9 protein-coding genes are annotated in these 18,670 nt (G+C 74.4%); 3 read left to right on the forward strand and 6 right to left on the reverse strand.

What is annotated here, in order from left to right; genetic code table 11:
* Window positions 1-18: 18 nt before the first annotated feature.
* Together AACH11_RS19275 and AACH11_RS19280 are read right to left on the reverse strand one after the other, a co-directional pair.
* Entirely contained in the window at window positions 19-7,275 is a 7,257-nt protein-coding gene (locus tag AACH11_RS19275; RefSeq protein ID WP_341375892.1) for a PAS domain S-box protein, read from the reverse strand.
* Window positions 7,272-8,567, reverse strand: coding sequence for a response regulator (locus AACH11_RS19280; RefSeq protein WP_341375893.1), 1,296 nt, complete (start codon window positions 8,565-8,567; stop codon window positions 7,272-7,274). Before AACH11_RS19280 ends, AACH11_RS19275 begins: the two co-directional genes overlap by 4 nt.
* 354 nt (window positions 8,568-8,921) lie before the next feature.
* Between AACH11_RS19280 and AACH11_RS19285 the strand changes: the two genes are divergently transcribed.
* Entirely contained in the window at window positions 8,922-10,865 is a 1,944-nt protein-coding gene (locus AACH11_RS19285; RefSeq protein ID WP_341375894.1) for a methyl-accepting chemotaxis protein, read from the forward strand.
* A gap of 36 nt (window positions 10,866-10,901) precedes the next feature.
* Here the strand turns inward: AACH11_RS19285 and AACH11_RS19290 are convergent, their stop codons facing one another.
* Window positions 10,902-12,710 (reverse strand): NYN domain-containing protein, encoded by a 1,809-nt coding sequence (locus tag AACH11_RS19290; protein WP_341375895.1) that lies wholly within the window; start codon window positions 12,708-12,710, stop codon window positions 10,902-10,904.
* 110 nt (window positions 12,711-12,820) lie between these two features.
* Here AACH11_RS19290 and AACH11_RS19295 point away from each other — a divergent pair, with 110 nt between their 5' ends.
* Window positions 12,821-14,197, forward strand: a complete 1,377-nt coding sequence (locus AACH11_RS19295; RefSeq protein WP_341375896.1) for a TIGR03790 family protein — start codon at window positions 12,821-12,823, stop codon at window positions 14,195-14,197.
* A gap of 17 nt (window positions 14,198-14,214) precedes the next feature.
* Here the strand turns inward: AACH11_RS19295 and AACH11_RS19300 are convergent, their stop codons facing one another.
* The 3 genes from AACH11_RS19300 to AACH11_RS19310 form a co-directional block, all read right to left on the reverse strand.
* Window positions 14,215-15,348 carry an MBL fold metallo-hydrolase gene (locus AACH11_RS19300; RefSeq protein ID WP_341375897.1) on the reverse strand — a complete coding sequence of 378 codons (1,134 nt, stop codon included), beginning with the start codon at window positions 15,346-15,348 and terminating at the stop codon, window positions 14,215-14,217.
* Between the two features lie 68 nt (window positions 15,349-15,416).
* A complete protein-coding gene (locus AACH11_RS19305) occupies window positions 15,417-17,600 on the reverse strand; it encodes a putative bifunctional diguanylate cyclase/phosphodiesterase (RefSeq protein WP_341375898.1) in 2,184 nt (727 codons plus the stop codon).
* Between the two features lie 175 nt (window positions 17,601-17,775).
* A complete protein-coding gene (locus tag AACH11_RS19310) occupies window positions 17,776-18,399 on the reverse strand; it encodes a PEP-CTERM sorting domain-containing protein (protein WP_341375899.1) in 624 nt (207 codons plus the stop codon).
* Window positions 18,400-18,556: 157 nt separating this feature from the next.
* Between AACH11_RS19310 and AACH11_RS19315 the strand changes: the two genes are divergently transcribed.
* The coding region (locus tag AACH11_RS19315) for a transposase family protein (RefSeq protein ID WP_341375902.1) at window positions 18,557-18,670 on the forward strand (114 nt) is incomplete at its 3' end.

The following is an 18,670-nucleotide window of genomic DNA, read 5'->3' on the forward strand; positions in this document are numbered from 1 at the left end:
GGCACCGCGGGCCCGGCCTCAGCCCTGCCGGGCCTGCAGCGCGCACTGGGCCTGCTGCAGCGCATCCAGCGCGGCGTCGTAGTCGTAGACGCGCAGCGCCTGCTGCACGCGGCGCAGGTCCTCCGGCGCCCAGGCCGCGCGCAGCACCGGCTCATGCTCGGACAGGCGCTGGGCGGACTGGAAATCGGCGATCAGGAACAGGTCCTGCAACTCCTCGACGGCCGCCCGCAGCGCGTCGCGGTTGTAGTAGCCGAGCGCCGCGCCCTCGGTGACCGCGGGCCGGACGTCGACCGCGGGACCGCCGTCCAGCCGCGCCCGCAGCGTGCCCAGCAGCGCCGCCAGCGCCTGCAGCACGGTGCCGGCCTGGGCCCTCAGCGCGGGATCCGCCGCCTGGCCCTCGACGCAGGCCGACAGGCCTTGCTCCAGGGCCTGGGCCTGGGCCATCACGGCCACCGCGCCGACCGCGCCGCAGGCCCCCTTGAGCGCGTGCAGCTGGCGGCGGGCCGCGTCGATGCGGCCTTCGGCCAGGGCGGGCGCGAGATCGGGCAGGCCGGCGCCGTAGTTCTCGCACAGCTGGCCCAGCACCCGGGCATAGACCTCCTCGCGCCCCGGCAGGTAGAACAGCGCGCGCGACATCGTCAGGCCCTCGATGCCGGCGAAGCGCCCGCCCCCTGCCGCTGCCCCCACTGCGGCCACCGCCCCCACATTCCCCACGGCCCCTTCAGCGCGGGCCGACCCCGCCGACGGCCCGGAGCCCGCGGCCTGCGGCAGCGCCGGATCGGCCGGACCGGCCGTGCCGGCGGCCGGGCGGGACGGATGCAGCACGATCACGCGGGCGCCCGACGACGGGCCCGCATCGGACCGGGCTGCGGCGTCCGAGACAGCCTCGGCCGGTGACCCCGGCGCCGGACGCCCGGCGTGCGGTGCGGACGACGACGCGGAGGCAGACGCGGACACGGACACGGACCCGAAGGCCGGCGCCGGAAAACCCACACCCGCCCACGCGCCGGCATCCCCGCCCACCGCCTCGGCCAGCGGCCCAGCGCCCGGCAGGCTCCCGTCCGGCGCCGCGCCGCCGGATGCGGCCGACACCGGCGCCGCATCGTGGCGGAGCCGCTCGACGGGCGTCGGCCAGCCCGCCGGATCGGCGTCGTGCGCGCCCTCGGCGGCGGTCGGGGATTCGGCCAGCGGACGCGGCGCCGGCAGCGCCGCCAGCACGCCCTCGCGAGCGGGCAGCCAGCGCTTGAGCATCGCGTACAGCCGCTCCGGATCGACCGGCTTGGCCAGATGGTCGTCCATGCCGGCGGCCAGACAGGCCTGCCGGTCGTCGCCGAAGGCGTTGGCCGTCATCGCCAGGATGGGCGTGCGCACATGGGCCGGCAGCTGGCGGATCTCGCGCGTGGCGCTGAGCCCGTCCATCACCGGCATCTGCATGTCCATCAGGATCAGGTCGTAGGGCACGCGCCGGGCCAGATCCAGCGCCTGCGCGCCGTGGTGGGCGACATCGACCTCCAGCCCGACCAGGCGCAGCAGCTCCAGCGCCACCTCCTGGTTGACGATGTTGTCCTCGGCCAGCAGCACGCGCGCGCCGCCACGGCTGTTGCGCAGCAGCAGCTCGTGGGCGTGGAAGCCACTGTCCGGATCGACGCCGGGAGGGCCGCGCCCGAGCAGGTCCATCACCGCATCGTGCAGGCCCGACAGCGTGACCGGCTTGTAGAGCAGGCCGTCGAAGCCCACGGCCATGGCCGTCTCGCGCAGCTGCGGATCGGCACTGGCCGTCACCGCCAGACAGGGCGGCAGCGCGCTGCCCAGGGCGCTGCGCAGATCGCTGAGCGTGTCCGGGCCGTCCAGCCCCGGCATGTGCCAGTCGATCAGCAGCAGGTCGTAGGGATGGCGGGTGCTGTGCGCCCGGTCGGCCAGGGCCAGGGCATCGTCGCCCGAGGCGGCGGTGTCCACCCGCATGCCGAAGCGGCGCAGCATCTCGGCCAGCGCGACGCGGGCCTCGGGCAGATCGTCGGCCACCAGCGCCCGCAGACCGTTCAGGCGGTGGCCGGCGCTGCTGGCCGCCGGCAGCTGGGCCCGCGCCAGACGGGCGGTGAACCAGAAGCAGCTGCCCTGCCCCGGCATGCTGTCGACCCCGACCTCACCGCCCAGCAGCTGGGCGATGCGCCGCGTGATCGCCAGGCCCAGCCCGGTGCCGCCGAAGCGCCGGGTGGTCGAGGTGTCGGCCTGCTCGAAGGCGTTGAACAGCGTGGCCAGCTTGTCCGGGGGCACGCCGATGCCGGTGTCGCGCACCGAGAAGCGCAGCAGCAGCGCGTCGCTGGCCGCCTCGACCAGCTCGCAGCGCAGCACGATCGAGCCCTGGTCGGTGAACTTCACCGCATTGCTCATCAGATTGAGCAGGGCCTGCGACAGCCGCGTGGGATCCCCGTGCAGCAGCGGCGGCACGCCCTCGCTGCTGACGACGATCTCCAGGCCCTTGCCGCGGGCCCGGTCGGCGACCATCGCGCAGGCGCGGGAGAGCACGCCGTCGACGGGGAAGTCCGTCTGCTCCAGGTGCAGCTTGCCGGACTCGATCTTGCTCAGGTCGAGCACGTCGTTGATGACGTCGAGCAGGTGGTGGGCGGCCTCCGAGACCTTGCCCAGACGCTCCGCATCGACGCCGTCGCGCGCGTCGCGGCGCATCAGGTGGGTCAGGCCGATGATGGCGTTCATCGGCGTGCGGATCTCGTGGCTCATGTTGGCCAGGAAGGCGCTCTTGGCCCGGTTGGCCTGCTCGGAGCGGTCACGCGCGGCCACCAGCTGCTCGTTGAGCGCCTGCAGCCGCAGCTCGGCCTGCTTGATCTGCGAGATGTCGGAGACCAGCACGAACACGCCCGCCACACCGTCGTCCTGGCGGTCGGGGATGTAGTGGATCCAGCCGTAGCGGGCCGGCCCGTGGCGCCGGCTCAGCGGGTACTCGAAGGAATGCTGCTCGCCGGCCAGCGCGGCCTCGAAGGCCTGGTGCAGCGCGACATCGCCGACGGCGCTGAACAGCTCGGCCCGGCGGGCGCCCAGCACCGGAGCACCCGGCCGACCCCAGTAGTCGATGTAGGCCTTGTTGGCGAAGCGGCAGACCTGGTCGCTGTCCCAGTAGGCCAGCATGTCGGGCAGGTTGTCGGTGATCGAGCGCAGGAAATGCTCGCTGGCCACCTGGGCGCGCATCGCCTGCTGCAGCTCCAGCGTGCGCTCGACGACGACCTCCTCCAGGTGATGGCGGTGCTGTTCGAGCTCGGCCTCGATGCGCCGGCGCTCGCTGATGTCGGCGAAGCTGAGCACCGCGCCGCCGGCCGGGCTTTCGACGGGCGCCCCCTGGCTGACGATGGGCGCGCAGTGCAGCAGCAGCCAGCGCATCTGGCCGGTCGGCGTCAGGATGGCCAGCTCGACGCTGTCCTGCACACCGGCGCCGGCCAGCACCCGGCCCAGCGGCGACTGCGCGGCGGGCAGCAGCTGGCCCTGGGGGTCCCGGAACTGCAGCCGCACCGGATCGGCCTGCAGCACCGACAGCGGCAGGCCCAGCAGCCGCTCGGCGGCCGGATTGCCGCGCAGCGGCCGGCCCGCGGCGTCGAAGACGATCACGCCCTCGCCGAGGGTGTCGACCATCACCCGGTACTGGCGCTCGCTGACGTGGAGCTGCTCGCGCATGCGACGGCGCTCGCCGATGTCCTCGAAGATGGAGACGAAGTAGGGCTCGTCGCGGCCGGCATCACGTCCGGCATCACGCACCAGCGAGACGGTGCGCGCCAGCCACTGCACGCCGCCGTCGGGCCGCAGGCAGCGCAGCTCCTGCGTGGCCGAGGCCAGCTCGCCGTCGAGCACGCGCTGCAGCTGGCGGGCGTGCTCGGCCCGGTGGTCCGGATGGATGAAGGACTCCAGCGACAGCGCCAGCAGCGCCTCGCGCGGATAGCCGCTGATCTCGCACAGCCGGGCGTTGACGCTGATCCAGCGCCCGTCGGGCCGGTGCTCGGCCATGCCGACGGCCGAGTTGTCGTAGGTGGCGCGGAAGCGCGCCTCGCTCTCGCGCAGCGCATGCTCGATGCGCTTGCGCCGCGTGATGTCGATCTGCAGCAGCACCGCCCCGCCCTGGCCGGTGCGCAGCGGCGAGACCACCAGATGGCGCCAGCGCGGCTCGGCCACGGCCCGCGCGGCGTACTCGAGCTCGAAGCTGTCGCGCTCGGCGCAGAGCACGTCCGCCACACCCAGCAGGGCCTCGGCCAGCGGCACGGCGGCCGGCGCGTCCGCACGGCCGCCCAGGCCACGGCACAGCGCGAGGAAGTCGTCGCCGACGGCGCCGCGCACCAGGCCCTCGCCGGCCTGGGCCTGCCAGGCGGCGTTGACGCTGCGCAGCCGGCCCTGGCGGTCGAGCACGCACATCGGATCGAGCAGCGAATCGCCCACCGCCGCCACCAGCGCATTGGATGCGCGCAGCGCCTGCTCGGCCTGCAGCCGCTCGGTGACGTCCCGGCAGACGCAGAACCACACCGCGCGGCCCTGCAGCTCGACCCGGCTGGCCGAGACCTCGAGCGCCACCGTCGCGCCATCGCGCCGTTCGACCTGCACCGACAGCAGGCTGCCGCCCGGTGGCGAGGCGCCCAGGTGCTCGCGCAGCGCGGCCACGCCCAGCCGCTGCTCGCGCTCGGCGTCCGACAGCGCGGCCACCTGCTCGATGCTGTAGCCGAGCATGCCGGCATAGGCCGGGTTCAGCTCGTCGATGCCGCCATCGACCGGCAGCAGCAGCACGCCGTCGCGCGACTGCTCGATCATCAGCTTGCGGCGCAGGGCGTCGTCGCGCAGCTGCTGCTGGATGCGGCGGTGCTCGGTGATGTCGCGCTTGGTGCCGACCACGCGCACCGGCGTGCCGGCGGCGTCGAGCTCGACCCGGCCCTGGTCGGCGATCCAGCGCACGCGGCCGTCCGGCCCCAGGTAGCGCAGCTCGACGACGAACTCGCCGCTGGAGACCAGCGCGTTGCGGATGACCTCGATCTGCAGCGCCTGGTCCTCCGGATGCACCAGATCGAGCGCGCGCGCCAGCGGCAGGGCCAGCGCCTGCGGGCCGGCGCCCAGCGGCGGCAGCGGCAGGCCGAGCAGCTCGAAGACCTCGGGCGAGAAATACAGCTGCGGCTCGTCGACCGTCCATTCCCAGACGCCCATGCGGCTGCCGGCCAGGGCCATCGCCAGCCGGCGCTGGCTGGCGCGCAGCGCCTGCTCGGCCTGGCGGCGCTCGGTGATGTCCTGCGCGGTGCCCACCAGCGCCTGCGGCCGCTCCTGCTGGTCGGTCTGCAGCGCGCCGCGCAGCGCCAGCCAGCGCGGCTGGCCGGCATCGTCATCCCAGCGCAGCTCGAAGGACAGCCGCGCCCCGGTGCGCACCGACTGCTCGACGGCCTGCTGCAGCCGCGGCAGGTCCTCCGGCCAGACCCGCTGGCGCAGCAGGGCCAGATCGACGTCGACCGACGGCCCGCCGGCCTCGCCCAGCACCGCGCACAGGCCGGGCGACAGGCGCAGCCGGCGCTGCCACGGATCCCACTCCCAGACGCCCATGCCGGCGGCCTCCAGCGCGACGGCCAGGCGCTGCTGGCTGCGCCGCAGCCGCTGCTCGACCGCCTGCTGGGCGCTGACGTCGCGCAGCCGCGCCAGCACGGTCGGCCGGCCCTCGTACCAGCCGGGCTCCAGCTGCAGCGCGAGGCTGCGCACGCCGGTGGCATCGTCCGCGGCGGGCGGCGCCAGATCGGCCTCCAGCCCGCGGACCTGCACCCCGGCGGCTCCGGCGGCTCCCGCGGCCCCCGCCGCGCCCGGCGGCAACGCGCCCGGCGGCACCGCCGCGGCCTCCCTGCCACGCGCCACAACCCCGACGGTCCCGACGGCAGCGGGCTCGGGACCGATGCGCAGCGTCAGCGCCTGGCTGCGCCCGCTGGCCAGCACCTGGGGCAGCAGCTGCGGATCGAGGTCCGGCCAGCCCTGCGTCAGCAGCCGACCGGTCAGATCGGCCTCGGGCTGGGCCAGCAGGCGGGCGGCCGCGGCATTGGCCTGCAGCACGCGGCCCGTGTCGTCGAGCAGCAGCAGGCCGTCCTGGGCCTGGGCCAGCAGCTCGTCCCAGCGGCGGCCGGACCACGCGGCCGTCGCCCCCGGCTGGTGCAGGGTGCCGACCGCCCACTGCGGCTCGCCCTGCTCGTCGCTCAGCAGGCAGGCACTGTCGGCCAGCCAGCGCGGGGCCGAGCCGTCGGCCGGCTGCACGCGGAAGCTGTCGGCGGGCAGTTGACCGTCGCGCAGCAGGCGCGCGAGGGCCGCCTCGCGCGGCGCGCGGTCCTGCGGATGGACACAGGCCAGCCAGTCGGCCAGCGCGAGGGCGACCGGCTCGCGGCCCGAACCCGGACGACCGACCAGTGCGGCCGCCGCCGCCGACAGCAGCACCTGCTGGCGCCGCAGGTCATGCAGCCAGACCGCCAGCTGGCCGTCGCCCCAGGTCGTCAGCAGGCGCAGCAGCGCCGCCGGCTCGCTGGCGGCACTGCGCAGCGCCTGGTGCTCGTCGGTGATGTCGCGGGCGACGCAGAAGACGCCGACGATGGCGCCGGCGGCGTCGGTCAGCGGCCCGCGCCGCGCCGACAGCACGCGCCGGCCGCCGGACAGGCGATGCGATTCGATGAAGGTCCGGGGCTGGCCGCTGGCCAGCACCTGCTGCACGTGGTCACGCACCTGGGCCTGGCTGGAGGCCGGCCAGACCTGGGCCTCCCGTGCCCCGGGCCGGGCCGCCTCGCCCAGCAGACGGCGGGCGGCGCGGTTCACGTAGCGCAGCTGCTGGTGCAGATCGCAGGCCAGGATCAGGTCACCGGCGAGCGCGGCGATGGCCTGCAGCTGGGCCGGATCACCGTCCATCGCGGCGGACGCCTGCGCGTCCGGGCCCAGGTCGTCGGCCGACCCACCGGCCTGCGGCGCGCGGCCACGGCGCGCCGCATGGCCGATGCCCGCCCCCAGGCCGGCGACGATGCCGACGGCCAGCCCCGCCCACGGCCCGGTGGCGCCACCGGCCACAGCGCCGGCCCAGGCCGGCAGCGCGGGCGTCCACGAGGACCCCAGTGCGGATCCCAGCGCGGACCCGACCACGGGCCACAAGGCCGAGACGGTCCAGGCCAGCGCGCCACCGACGGCCAGCGTGACCCCGGCCTGCTCCAGCGCCAGGCGCAGGGCACCGGGCCGCGGCGCGCCGGCCGGCACGCGATCCCACCCGGAGGCGCCGCTCATCGGCCCGCTCCGCCGGGCTCGCGGGGCTCGCCGGGATCACCCGCGGCCTGCACCGGCCCACGGTCATCGGGCGCGTCGAGCACGTCAGGCACGTCGGCAGCGTCGGACGGCTCCAGCAGGTCCAGCGTCTGCAGACAGGCGCAGATCTGCGGCGCCACGCGCTGCAGGGCATCGATGATCGACGGATCGAACTGCCGGCCCGTCTCCGCGACGACGATGTCCAGCGCCTGCTGCGCCGGCACCGGATCGCGGAACACCCGCGGCCGGGTCAAGGCATCGAGCGTCGCCGCCACCGCGGTCAGCCGGGCGCCCAGCGGGATGGCCTGCGCGGTCAGCCCGTCGGGATAGCCCAGGCCATCCCAGCGTTCGTGGTGGTGCAAGGCGATGGCGCTGGCCTGGCGCAGCATGCGGGCCACCGGGCCGTCCTGCGCCACGCGCTGCAGCGCCTGGTCGATCACCGAGGCGCCCTGGCGCGCATGGTCACGCATCTGGGCCCACTGTGGCGCATCGAGCGCATCGGGGCGTTGCAGCAGGCCGTCGGACAGGGCGAGCTTGCCGAGCTCGTGCAGCGGCACGCCGGCCAGCAGCGCCTCGGACTGCTGCGGCGCCAGCCGGTGGCTCTCCGGGCCGCTGCGCCGCAGCTCGGCCAGCAGCACCGCGACGAGCGCGCGCACGCGGGCCCCGCGCTGGCGGGCGCCGGGCTCGCGCTGCTCGGCCAGCGTGGCCAGCGCCAGCGCCAGCTCGGCGCTCCAGTGGCCGGCATCGGTGAGCTCGGCGAGGCCGGCGGCCGCGTGGCGGCCCTGGCCGGCAGAACCTGCGGACCCGGTGGACCCGGCGAAACCAGAGGGATCGGCGACGGCCACCGCAGCGGCCGATCCCGCCGCCGGCGCGCTCAGATGCTGCAGCGCCTGGCGGGCCTGCCGCAGCGCGATCTGCGCCCGCACCCGGGCCAGCAGCACGGCCGGCCGCACCGGCTTGCTGACGTAGTCCGAGGCGCCGAGCATCAGCCCGCGCTCGACATCGAACACCCCGTCGCGCTCGCACAGGAAGATCACCGGCACATCCACCGTCTGCGGGCGGGCGCGCAGCTCGGCCAGCACCTCGTAGCCGTCCATGTCGGGCATCAGCACATCCAGCAGGATCAGATCGGGCAGCGGCGCCAGACAGGCCAGCTTCAGCGCCTTGATGCCGCTGGCCGCCGCACGCACGCGGTGGCCGGGCGCCAGCAGCTCGCCAAGGGCCGTCAGATGCTCAGGATGGTCGTCGACGATCAGGATCAGCGGCAGGCTCACGTCAGCTCAGGTCCCGGACGGGGCTGGGGCGGACGCCGGGTCAGCCGGGTCCGGATGGAAGAAACGCGGGAAGTGGACGGCCACCGCAGGTCGGCCGTCATCGCGCCGCCATCATGCCAGCGCGCAGGCCGCTGAAAGCTGACGTCAGGCATGCCGGACGCAGACCGCGACGGCAGGGCCGCCCACCGTCCCGGACCGCGGACGGATTCAAGGAAACACCCCCGGCAGCCGAAGACCACGGCTCAGGCGGACTGGATGGCGCGCACGGCCTGCGCGCGCCAGCAGCGCCGCAGCCATGTCCGCCCTCACGCCCGCGCCGACGGGCGGGCCGGACGACGCACCGGGAGCTCCCTGATGACCATACCTCACTGGCTGCGCAATCTGCGCGTGGGCCAACGCTTCGGCCTGCTGGTCGCGATCGGCGCGGCGCTGAGCCTGCCGCTGGCCGGTCTGCTGGGACACAACCTGAGCCAGCAGGCCGACGCCGCCCGGGCCGAGCGCGACGGCATCACCCCGCTGGGCGCCGGGCTGACGCTGATGCGCCAGACCCAGCTGCACCGCGGCCTGACCGGGGCCTGGCTCAACGGCAACGCCCAGGCGGGCGAGCAGCGGCAGGCGGCGCAGTCCGAGGTCGACCGGGCGCTGCAGCAGCTGCGCAGCACCGTCTCCGCCTACGACGACGCCGCGCTCAACCAGACCGTGCAGACCCTCGAACGCGACTGGGCCGCGCTGCGCACCGCCGTGGCGGCCCGCGAACTGCCGCCGCCGCAGTCCTTCGCCCGCCACACCGCGCTGGTGGCGCGCCAGCGCCAGCTGCTGGCCCACATCGGCGATGTGTCGACGCTGCTGCTCGACCCGGCCCCCGACGGCTACTACCTGGTGATCACGGTGCTGGAGACCTTGCCGCAGCTCAGCGAGAGCCTGGGGCAGGCGCGGGCCATCGGCGCCGCGGCGCTGGCCCGCGGCCAGATCGGCGCCGGTGAGCAGGTGCGGCTGGCCGATCTGCAGGCCACGATGCACCAGCAGCGCGAGCAGCTCGAACGCCAGATGATGCGCATCGGCCAGCACGACGCCGCCCTGCAGGGCGCGCTGCAGCCGCGCCTGCAGCCGGCGCTCGACGCGCTGAAGGCGGCCGACACCACGCTGCAGCCCTTGCTGCAGGTGGCCGAGGGCGCACGGCCCACGGGCGAGAGCAGCGCCTACTTCAGCACGATGACCGGTCACATCGAGCCGCTGTTCGCGCTGGCCGATCTCAGCTACACGACCCTCGGCGCGCGGCTGCAGGCCCGCGTCGACGACATGCACACGCAACTGGCCGGCACCGCCGCCTTCATGGTGGCCTGCCTGGCGCTGGCGGCCTGGCTGTCGTGGGCGATGGCCCGGGCGATGCGCGACAACCTGCAGCAGGTCGAGCGCCTGAGCACCGATCTGGCCGCCGGGCGCCTGGACGGCCGCACGCGGCAGACCTCCGACGACGAACTGGGGCAGATGGTGCGCACGCTGGCCGCGGCCTCGCGCCAGCTGGGCCAGGTGCTGGGCAGCGTCCGCGCCACCGGCGACGAGGTGGGCACCGCCGCGGCCCAGATCGCCAGCGGCGTCGACGATCTCGGCGGCCGCAGCGCCCAGGCCGCCAGCAGCCTGCAGCAGATCGCCTCCTCGGTGCAGCAGCTGCGCGAGGCGGTCAGGACCAATGCCGACCACGCGGCCGAGGCCGCCCGTCAGGCCGCCGCCAGCCACGGCGTGGCCGGCAGCGGCGATGCGCTGATCGCCCAGGTGGTGCAGGCGATGGACGAGCTGGGCGCGCAGTCGCGGCGCATCGCCGACATCACCGGCCTGATCGACGGCATCGCCTTCCAGACCAACATCCTGGCGCTGAACGCCGCCGTCGAGGCCGCCCGCGCCGGCGAAGCCGGCCGCGGCTTCGCGGTGGTGGCCGCCGAGGTGCGCACGCTGGCCCAGCGCAGCGCGCAGGCCGCCCGCGAGATCAAGTCGCTGACGGCGGCCAGCGTGGAGAAGGTCGAGACCGGCGCGCGCGTCGTCAGCTCGGCCCGCGACACCATGGCCGAGATGCTGCGCCAGGCGCAGCAGGTCAGCGCGCTGGTCGAGGGCATCGGCCAGGCCACGCGCCAGCAGTCGGCCGAGATCGAGCAGACCAGCCAGGCGCTGACGCTGCTCGACCACGCGACGCAGCAGAACGTGGCGCTGGTCGAGGAATCGACGGCCGCCGCCGACAGCCTGAACCGCCAGGCCGACGGCCTGCGCCAGACGGTCAGCCGCTTCGAGGTGCTCGGCGACTGAGCGGCGGCGGCTGAGCAGCGACCGAGGCCGCGGGCCTCAGCGCGCCGGCGGATCCAGCAGATCGCCGGCGATCCAGCGCCGCACCGCGGCCAGCTGCACCTCGTTGAGCGCCATCTGCTCGCGCTCACAGAGGAACAGGATCTGGTTGAGCAGCCGGCGCGCCAGCGTGCGCACGTCGTCCTGGCCCTGGCCGAAGACGTGGCCGTTGAGCTGCATGCCGCGCAACAGGAACACCACCTCGCGCATCGACACCTCGCAGCCCGGCCGCGTGGCACAGGCCGCGACGATGCGGCGCGCGGTCTCGGTCGGCTCGTAGGGCTGCAGCTGCAGATCCGCGCACAGCTCGTCGAGGATGGCGCGCAGCGTCTGCGGCGGCAGCAGCGGCGCCTGCGTCGACGCACAGACCTCGCGCGCCAGCGCCAGCAGGGCGACATCGTGGGACACCGGCTCCTCGCCGGCAGCGGCCATCCGCTCGCCCGGGGCGTGGCCCTCGTCGGCCTCGGCGCCGTGCGATGCACCGCTGAAGCCCGAGCCCGTGCCAGTTCCCGTGCCCGCACCCGACGGCTCGGCCAGCGCGGCATCGGCCGCCGGCCCTTCGCCCTCCCCGGCCTCGGCGCGGGCGGCGGCGTCCAGCACCGCCTGACGGGCGGCGTCCAGCCGGCGGGCGGCCTGCGCCGCGGCCTGCCAGCGCAGGGCGCCCTCGCCGTCGGGCACGCTGCCCGGCACCTCGGGCGCGTGGCGCTGCGGATCGGCCAGACGACCGCCGGAGCCCGGCAGCCACAGCAGATCACTCAGCGCCAGCGTGCGGTAGAAGGCCTTGAAGCCGGGCTGGCCGTTCCACTGTTCGAGCAGCGGATAGAACTCGCGCTTGAGCTGCGAGGCCAGCCAACCGGCGGCCAGCGGCACCGGCGAGGCCGCCACCAGATGACGGATGCGCTGGGAGATGGCCTGCAGCTCCTCGCGGCTGCAGCTGCGCAGCACGTTGACCGGCGTGCCGCTGCCCGGCAGCGCGGCCGCCCCGGCCAGCACCGAGGATGCCGAAGCCGCCGCCAGCGGCAGCCCGCCCGGCGTGGCCGGCGCAACACCCGAGGCCGCCCACAGGCCGTGGCCCGGCGTGGGCAGCGGGCCCAGGCTGAACGGCCCCTCGGTGGGCACGCCCGGGGGCGGCGCCGAGGTGAAGGCGCGCGGCACCGGCAGCGTGGCCTCGACCGACATCTGGTGCACGGCCGAGGGCACGGCCGCCAGCGTCGAGGGCAGCGGCGTCGGGGCGATGCCACCGCCCAGGCCACCACCCAGACCACCGGCCATGGCATCCGCCTCGTCGACCGACAGGCCCAGCGCCTGGTCGATGAACTGGCGCTCGTCGATCAGCAGATCGGCCGAGGCCTTGTAGGTGGCCGACGGATAGCCGACGGCCAGCACCGCGGTGCGGCGGTCATGGCGGCGCAGCTTGAGCAGCACCGGGGTGAAGTCGGCATCGGCCGAGACGACGATGAACTCGTCGAAATGGGTCTCGTGCTGCAGCAGGTCGACGATGTCCAGCACCATGTGGATGTCGGTGCTGGTCTTGCCCTGGCTGGTGACGGGCGGGCAATCGACCACCTCGAATCCGGCGCGCAGAAAGGCGTGCCGGTACTTCTGGTACCAGTTCGGGTTCAGGTAGCAACGGCGCACCAGCAGCCGGCGGCGGCCGGCCGGCTGGGTGTCGTCATGGGGGGGCAGCGCGTCGGCCAGCCAATGGACCCAATCGACCGGCGCGCGGGCAAAGCGCTCCGCGGCGGCGGGGGAAAGTTGACGCAGCTGGCTGTAGACGTTGTCGAAGTCGACGAAGAGGGCACTTCTCATCAGGGCGCGAAGTATGACCCGGCCAGCCGGCACGGCGCTGACGGGGCCCCCGCAAGTCACGGGAAAAGCGGTCGATATGCCGGGCATCTCCCCAGCTTGTCGCCCTGGCCATGCCCGCACCCTCTCCTGCCGAACGCGCCACCGCGACGCCCGGGCTCCGCCTGCGGCCCCGGTCTGACACCCCCTTCCACCGGCCGGGCCTGCGCCTGCGGGCCGCGGCACTGGCCGTCGGCACCGGGCTGCTGGTGTCCTGTGGCGGCGGCGGTGGCGGGGGCAGCACGAGCGTGGCCAGCGACGGCGGCAGCGCCGAGCCGGTGGGCTCGGGCAGCGTGGTCAGCGGCGTGGGCGGGAGCAGCGGCACCGGTACCGGTAGCAGCACGGGCAGCAGCAGCACGTCAGGCAGCACCTCGGGCACCACGGCCAGCGGCGGCGCATCGACCGGCACCACCACCGGCACCACGACGAGCCCCACCGACGTCAGCGCCACCAGCCTGGCCGTGCTGGTGGCCGAGGGCGACCCCACCAGCGAGGCCATCGCCCGCGCCTACCAGGCCGCACGCGGCCTGTCCGACAGCCAGATCATCCGCGTCGCCCTCTCGACCGCCACCGAGACCCTGGGCGAGGCCGAGTTCGGCCTGCTGAAGTCGCGCATCGACGCCCAGCTCGGCGCCTCGACCCAGGCCCTGCTGGTGACCTGGAGCCAGCCCAGCCGCGTGACCGGCGCCTGCACGATGAGCCTGACCAGCGCGCTGACCTTCGGCTACGACAACCGCTGGTGCGGCCAGTGCAACCGCACCCAGGTCTCGCGCTACTACGGCGCGGCCACCCGCCGGCCCTGGACCGACCTGGGCCTGCGCCCGTCGATGATGCTGGGCGCCCGCACGCTGGCCCAGGCCCAGGCCCTGATCGCCCGCGGCCTGGCCGCCGAAGGCGCGCAGACCCGTGCCGCCGCCCAGCCCCAGGCCACCCTGCCCCAGGGCTGGCTGCTGCGCACCAGCGACAGCCTGCGCAGCGTGCGCTGGACCGACATGCAGGCCCTGTCCACCGGCGCCGCCGGCGGCGCCACCGCCGCCAGCCGCGTGCGCTGGCGCTACCAGGACAACAGCGCCGGTGCCGCCAGCGACCGCCTGAACGGCGCCGCCGACGTCATGTTCTACCTGACCGGCCTGGCCCGCGTGCCCGACATCACCGGCAACACCTACCTGCCCGGCGCCGTGGCCGACCACCTGACCAGCTTCGGCGGCGTGCTGCCCTCGGCCTACGGCCAGATGCCGGCCACCGACTGGCTGGACGCCGGCCTGACCGGCAGCTACGGCACCGTCGAGGAGCCCTGCAACTGGACCGAGAAGTTCCCGCGCGCCTCGGTGCTGGCCCAGCGCTACACCGCCGGCGACACGCTGATCGAGGCCTACTGGAAATCCGTCCAGTGGCCGGGCCAGGGCCTGTTCGTCGGCGATCCGCTGGCACGGCCCTGGGCGCCGGGCTGACGCCGCCCGGCACGCCCTCACCCCATCCGCCACCAACGCTGCCCGTCGGCCGCCACCGCCGAGGTGATCTCGCCGCGGTGCTGCAGATGGTTCAGATGCGCCACCGCCTCGCCGGTGGCCATGCCCAGCAGCTCGCCACCCTGGATCGGCCGCGCGAACAGCGCGGTGAACACGTCGACCGCCCGCAGCGGCCCGGCCGCCAGCCGCTCGCGCAGGCGCTGCAGGCCCAGGCCGTGGCCGCGGGCCAGACGGTCCAGCCGCGCGTGCACGCCGGTGAAGGGCTCGCCGTGCGAGGGCAGCACCAGGGTGTGCGCCGGCAGCCGCGCGCGCAGCCGCTCGATCGAGCCGATCCAGTCGCCCAGCGGGTCGGCCAGCGGCTCGGTCGGGTGCACGCTGACGTTCGACGAGATGCGCGGCAGGATCTGGTCACCGGCGATCAGCAGGCCGTCGGCCGGGCTCCACAGGCACACGTGCTCGGGCGAATGGCCGGTGCCGATCAGCACCTCCCAACGCCGCGCGCCGAGGGCCAGCACCTGCCCCTCGACCAGCCGCGCGTAGCTGTCGGGCAGCGCGTGGATCAGCCGGCCGAAGCCGCCGAAACGGGCCTTGTAGGCCTGCAGCGCCGTGTCGTCCCAGCCGGCCTCGCGGTAGAAGCGCAGCGCGGCGGCCGGCGCAGGGCGGCCGGTGTCGGCGGCCAGCACGCGGCAGGTCAGGTACTCGGTGCGGCTCATGGCCAGCGTGCAGCCGGCGTGCTCGCACAGCCAGCCGGCCATGCCGACGTGATCGGGGTGCATGTGGGTGACGATCACCCGCGTCAGCCGCGCGCCCTGGGGCGTGGCCGCCAGCGGCCCGTCGGGCGCCAGCAGCGCCGACCAGGCCTGCTGCACCGGCGGCGTGCAGGTGCCGGTGTCGACCACCGCCCAGCCGGGGCCGTGTTCATCCTCGTCGGCCAGCAGCCACAGGTTGATGTGGTCCAGGCTGAAGGGCAGCGGCATGCGCAGCCACAGCAGGCCCGGCGCGATCTCGCGCACCGCGCCGAAGGCCGGCGGCTCGCCGCAGGGGTAGGCCAGCGGCAGCGGGGTCTCGGCGGCGGGGGTGGCCGACACGGTGGTCGACACGGTGGCGGGCGGGGTCACGAAGGAGGCGTCCATGCGCCGGAATTGTGCCGACGCGCGCCTCCATCGAACGACCGTTCGTATCGGGATGCACCCTAGCCGGCTCAGGCCACCACGCTGTCCAGCAGCCGCTCGCCCTCGGCCGGCGTGCCGTCCTCGCCCCAGCCGTGGTCGCACAGGGCCACGGTGGCGGCCATCTCGGGCGTCAGCGGGCGGGCCAGCAGATAGCCCTGGCCCTGCTCGCAGCCGAGCGCACGCAGCCGCGCCAGCTGCACCGGCGTCTCGATGCCCTCGGCGATCACCGTCTTGCCGAGCGCGTGGCCCAGCGTGATCACCGCCTTGACCACCTCCGCATCGCGCCCGCCGTCCTGCAGGCGCTGGACGAAGCTGCGGTCGATCTTCAGGCTGGTGATGGGCAGCGTGCTCAGGTAGCTCAGGCTGGAGTAGCCGGTGCCGAAGTCGTCCACGCTCAGGCCCACGCCCAGCTCGCGCAGGCGGGCCATCACCTCCAGCGCCGCGTCCAGGCGCTGCATCAGCGTGCTCTCGGTGATCTCCAGCGTCAGCTGGCAGGCGTCCAGGCCGTTGGTCAGCAAGGCCGTGGCCACCTGGGCGACGAAGCCCTCGCGGCACATGTCGGTGCCCGAGACGTTGACGTGCACGCTCGGCTTGCGCACCACCCCCGGCAGCACCTGGAAGTGCCGCAGCCGGGCGCAGGCGCTGCGCAGCACCCAGTCGGTCAGCGCGCCCATCTGGGCCGAATCCTCGGCGATGGGCACGAAGGTGGACGGCGGCACCGGCCCCAGCTCCGGGTGCGTCCAGCGCACCAGGGCCTCGAAGCTGGCCAGCTCGCCGGTGCGCAGCTGGTAGATCGGCTGGAAGGCCAGGCTCAGCTGCTGCTGCTCCAGCGCCTTGCGCAGCTCGCGCTCCAGGTTGACCTGCTCGGCCAGCTGCGCCCGCAGGCTGGCATCGAAGACGGCCGTGCGCGCCCGCCCGCCGTTCTTGGCGCGGTACATCGCGATGTCGGCATCGCGCAGCACATCGCCCGGGCTGTGATAGCCCACCGCGCTGAAGGTGATGCCGATCGAGGCCGAGGTGCGCAGCTCGTTGCCATCGACGTCGAAGGGCCGCGCGAACGACTGCTGCAGCCGCTCGGCCATCTCCAGCGCCTCGGCCTCGTCGGCCATGCCGTCGACCAGGATGGCGAACTCGTCGCCGCCCAGCCGGCCGACCACGTCCACCGGCCGCACCTGATCGCGGATGCGCTGGGCCACCAGCGTCAGGAAGCGGTCGCCGGCGGCATGGCCCAGCGTGTCGTTGATGAGCTTGAAGCGGTCGAAATCCAGGTACATCACCGCGAAGTGGAAGCGGCTGTCGCCATGGCAGCGCGCGATCGCCTGCTCCAGGCAGTGGCCGAAGCGGATGCGGTTGGCCAGCGAGGTCAGGCTGTCGTGGTAGGCGATGTGGTGCAGCCGCGCCTCGGCCCGGCGGCGCGCGGTGATGTCCTGCGCCTGCAGGATCAGGCAGGGGCGCTCGGGCTGCTCCGCCTCGTCCTCGCCACCGAAGTGGCCGCTGTGCATGCTGATGACCACCTCATCCCCGCTGGGGCGCACGCCGCGCAGCTCGACCGCCTCGTCCTCACCCAGACGGGCCTGCACCGACTGCCACTGCCGCTCCAGGATGCCGACATCCTCGGCATGGACGAAACGGCGGAAATCATGCCCCTGCAGCGCATCCACCCGCACACCCAGCAACTGGCCGAGCGCCGCATTGGCCTGCAGCACCCGCCCATCGGCATCGACCAGCGCCATGCCGATGGCCGCGTGCGAGAAGGCGGCGTGGAAGCGCTGCTCGCTCAGCCGCAACTCACGCAGGTGGCGGGCGGCCAGCTCGGCCTCCCGCTCGGCGGCGTGCACGCGCTGGGCCTGCGCCTGGCGCTGCTGCTCTCGCTGGCGCAGGTGCAGGTGCAGCGCCAGCCCGCCGGCCGCCGCCAGGGCCCCCAGCGCCGCCGCCGACGACAGCGCCGACGAGGGCCAGGCCTGCAGCGCGCCTGCCGCCAGCAGCAGCGCGCCGAAGGTGGCGGCGCGGCGGCGCAGGCGGATGCGGCTGTCGACGGGCTGGTCAGCCGGGGGAGTGGCCGCACGACCCAGGCGCCGCAGGCGGCGGGTGAGCGCGCGGGCCAGCAGCCGGGCACCGATGCGCAGCCGATGCAGCCGGCGCAGCCCTGCCCCACCGTGACGCGGCGACGAAGGCCGGAGCGGGACCGGAGAGACGGCAGGCGGAAGCGACATCGGGGTGGCGGCGGGCGACGAACGGCTGAGGGCGCACGCGGGGCCGGGAGGGCCTCGGTGGGTCACTCAGCCAACATCGGCAGGGGGGCGGCGCACTTGAGCAGCTCCCGACACACCCGATCGGCGCCGAAGGCGGCGGCATCGGCCAACCGCGCAGCGGCGCCGGAAGCCAGGATCAGCCGGCAGGAACGGCTTCAGGTGCGCCGCTGGAAGCAGGCCCTCGGCCCGCCCCCCGCCGCCTTGCGATGAGCCCGAGCCCCAGGGAACCCAAGATCATCAGCGCAGCACCGGAGGGCTCCGGCACGACCGACGTGGAAATCACCTCCGCCGGCAGCTGGAAGTCCGTCCGGTAGACCGTCCCGACACCAGTATCGGGATCGACGGACTCCCAGAGGTAGTCGAAGTACATGCTGAACGTCTCCTGGCCCGTGAAGGCATCGGAGCGGAACTTGAGGTTGAAGTCCCCAGACAGATTGCCTGTATTTGGCGTGCGGCCCGGCGTCTCCCAGTTGTACGGCGGCTGCTCCCCGAGCAGACCACCGCCAGGGGTGTAGATGAAGCCCGGAAGGTCCCCAACCGTGATCGGAGGTTCAGCGCCTGCCGGCGTGACATGGATGCTGGCGATGCCGTCGCCACCGGCATGGATCTCCCAGCTCCACTGGTGCAACCCCGCGTTCCAAACCGGACTCGTCACCGTGACGGGCGGCGGCGGAACCAGCGGCGGGTCGACAGCCCAAGCCGACAGGGACAACAGCGACGACAGCACGCCGACCGACAGAGCACGTTGATGCGAGCGCATGTGCGAACCTCCTGAAATCCGAGCGGTGACTGATCCACCGCCGCTGCCCCGCGCAGCGACGGCTCGTCACGCCCGTGGATATCAAGACACAGGACGCGCTTGGCGTGACTGAGGTGCGTCAATGCAGTGATACACCGGCGACCCGCTGCTGACGGCGCTGTGCGCGATCTCCGCCGGGGCGGAGGACTGGGTCGATGTCAGCGAGTGGGGCGAGTTCAAGCTGGAGTGGTTGCGTCGCTTCCTGCCGTTCGAGCAGGGCATCGCCTCGCAC

It is taken from the genome of Pseudaquabacterium rugosum (assembly GCF_038066575.1).
GTDB classification, from domain to species: Bacteria; Pseudomonadota; Gammaproteobacteria; order Burkholderiales; family Burkholderiaceae_C; genus Pseudaquabacterium; species Pseudaquabacterium rugosum.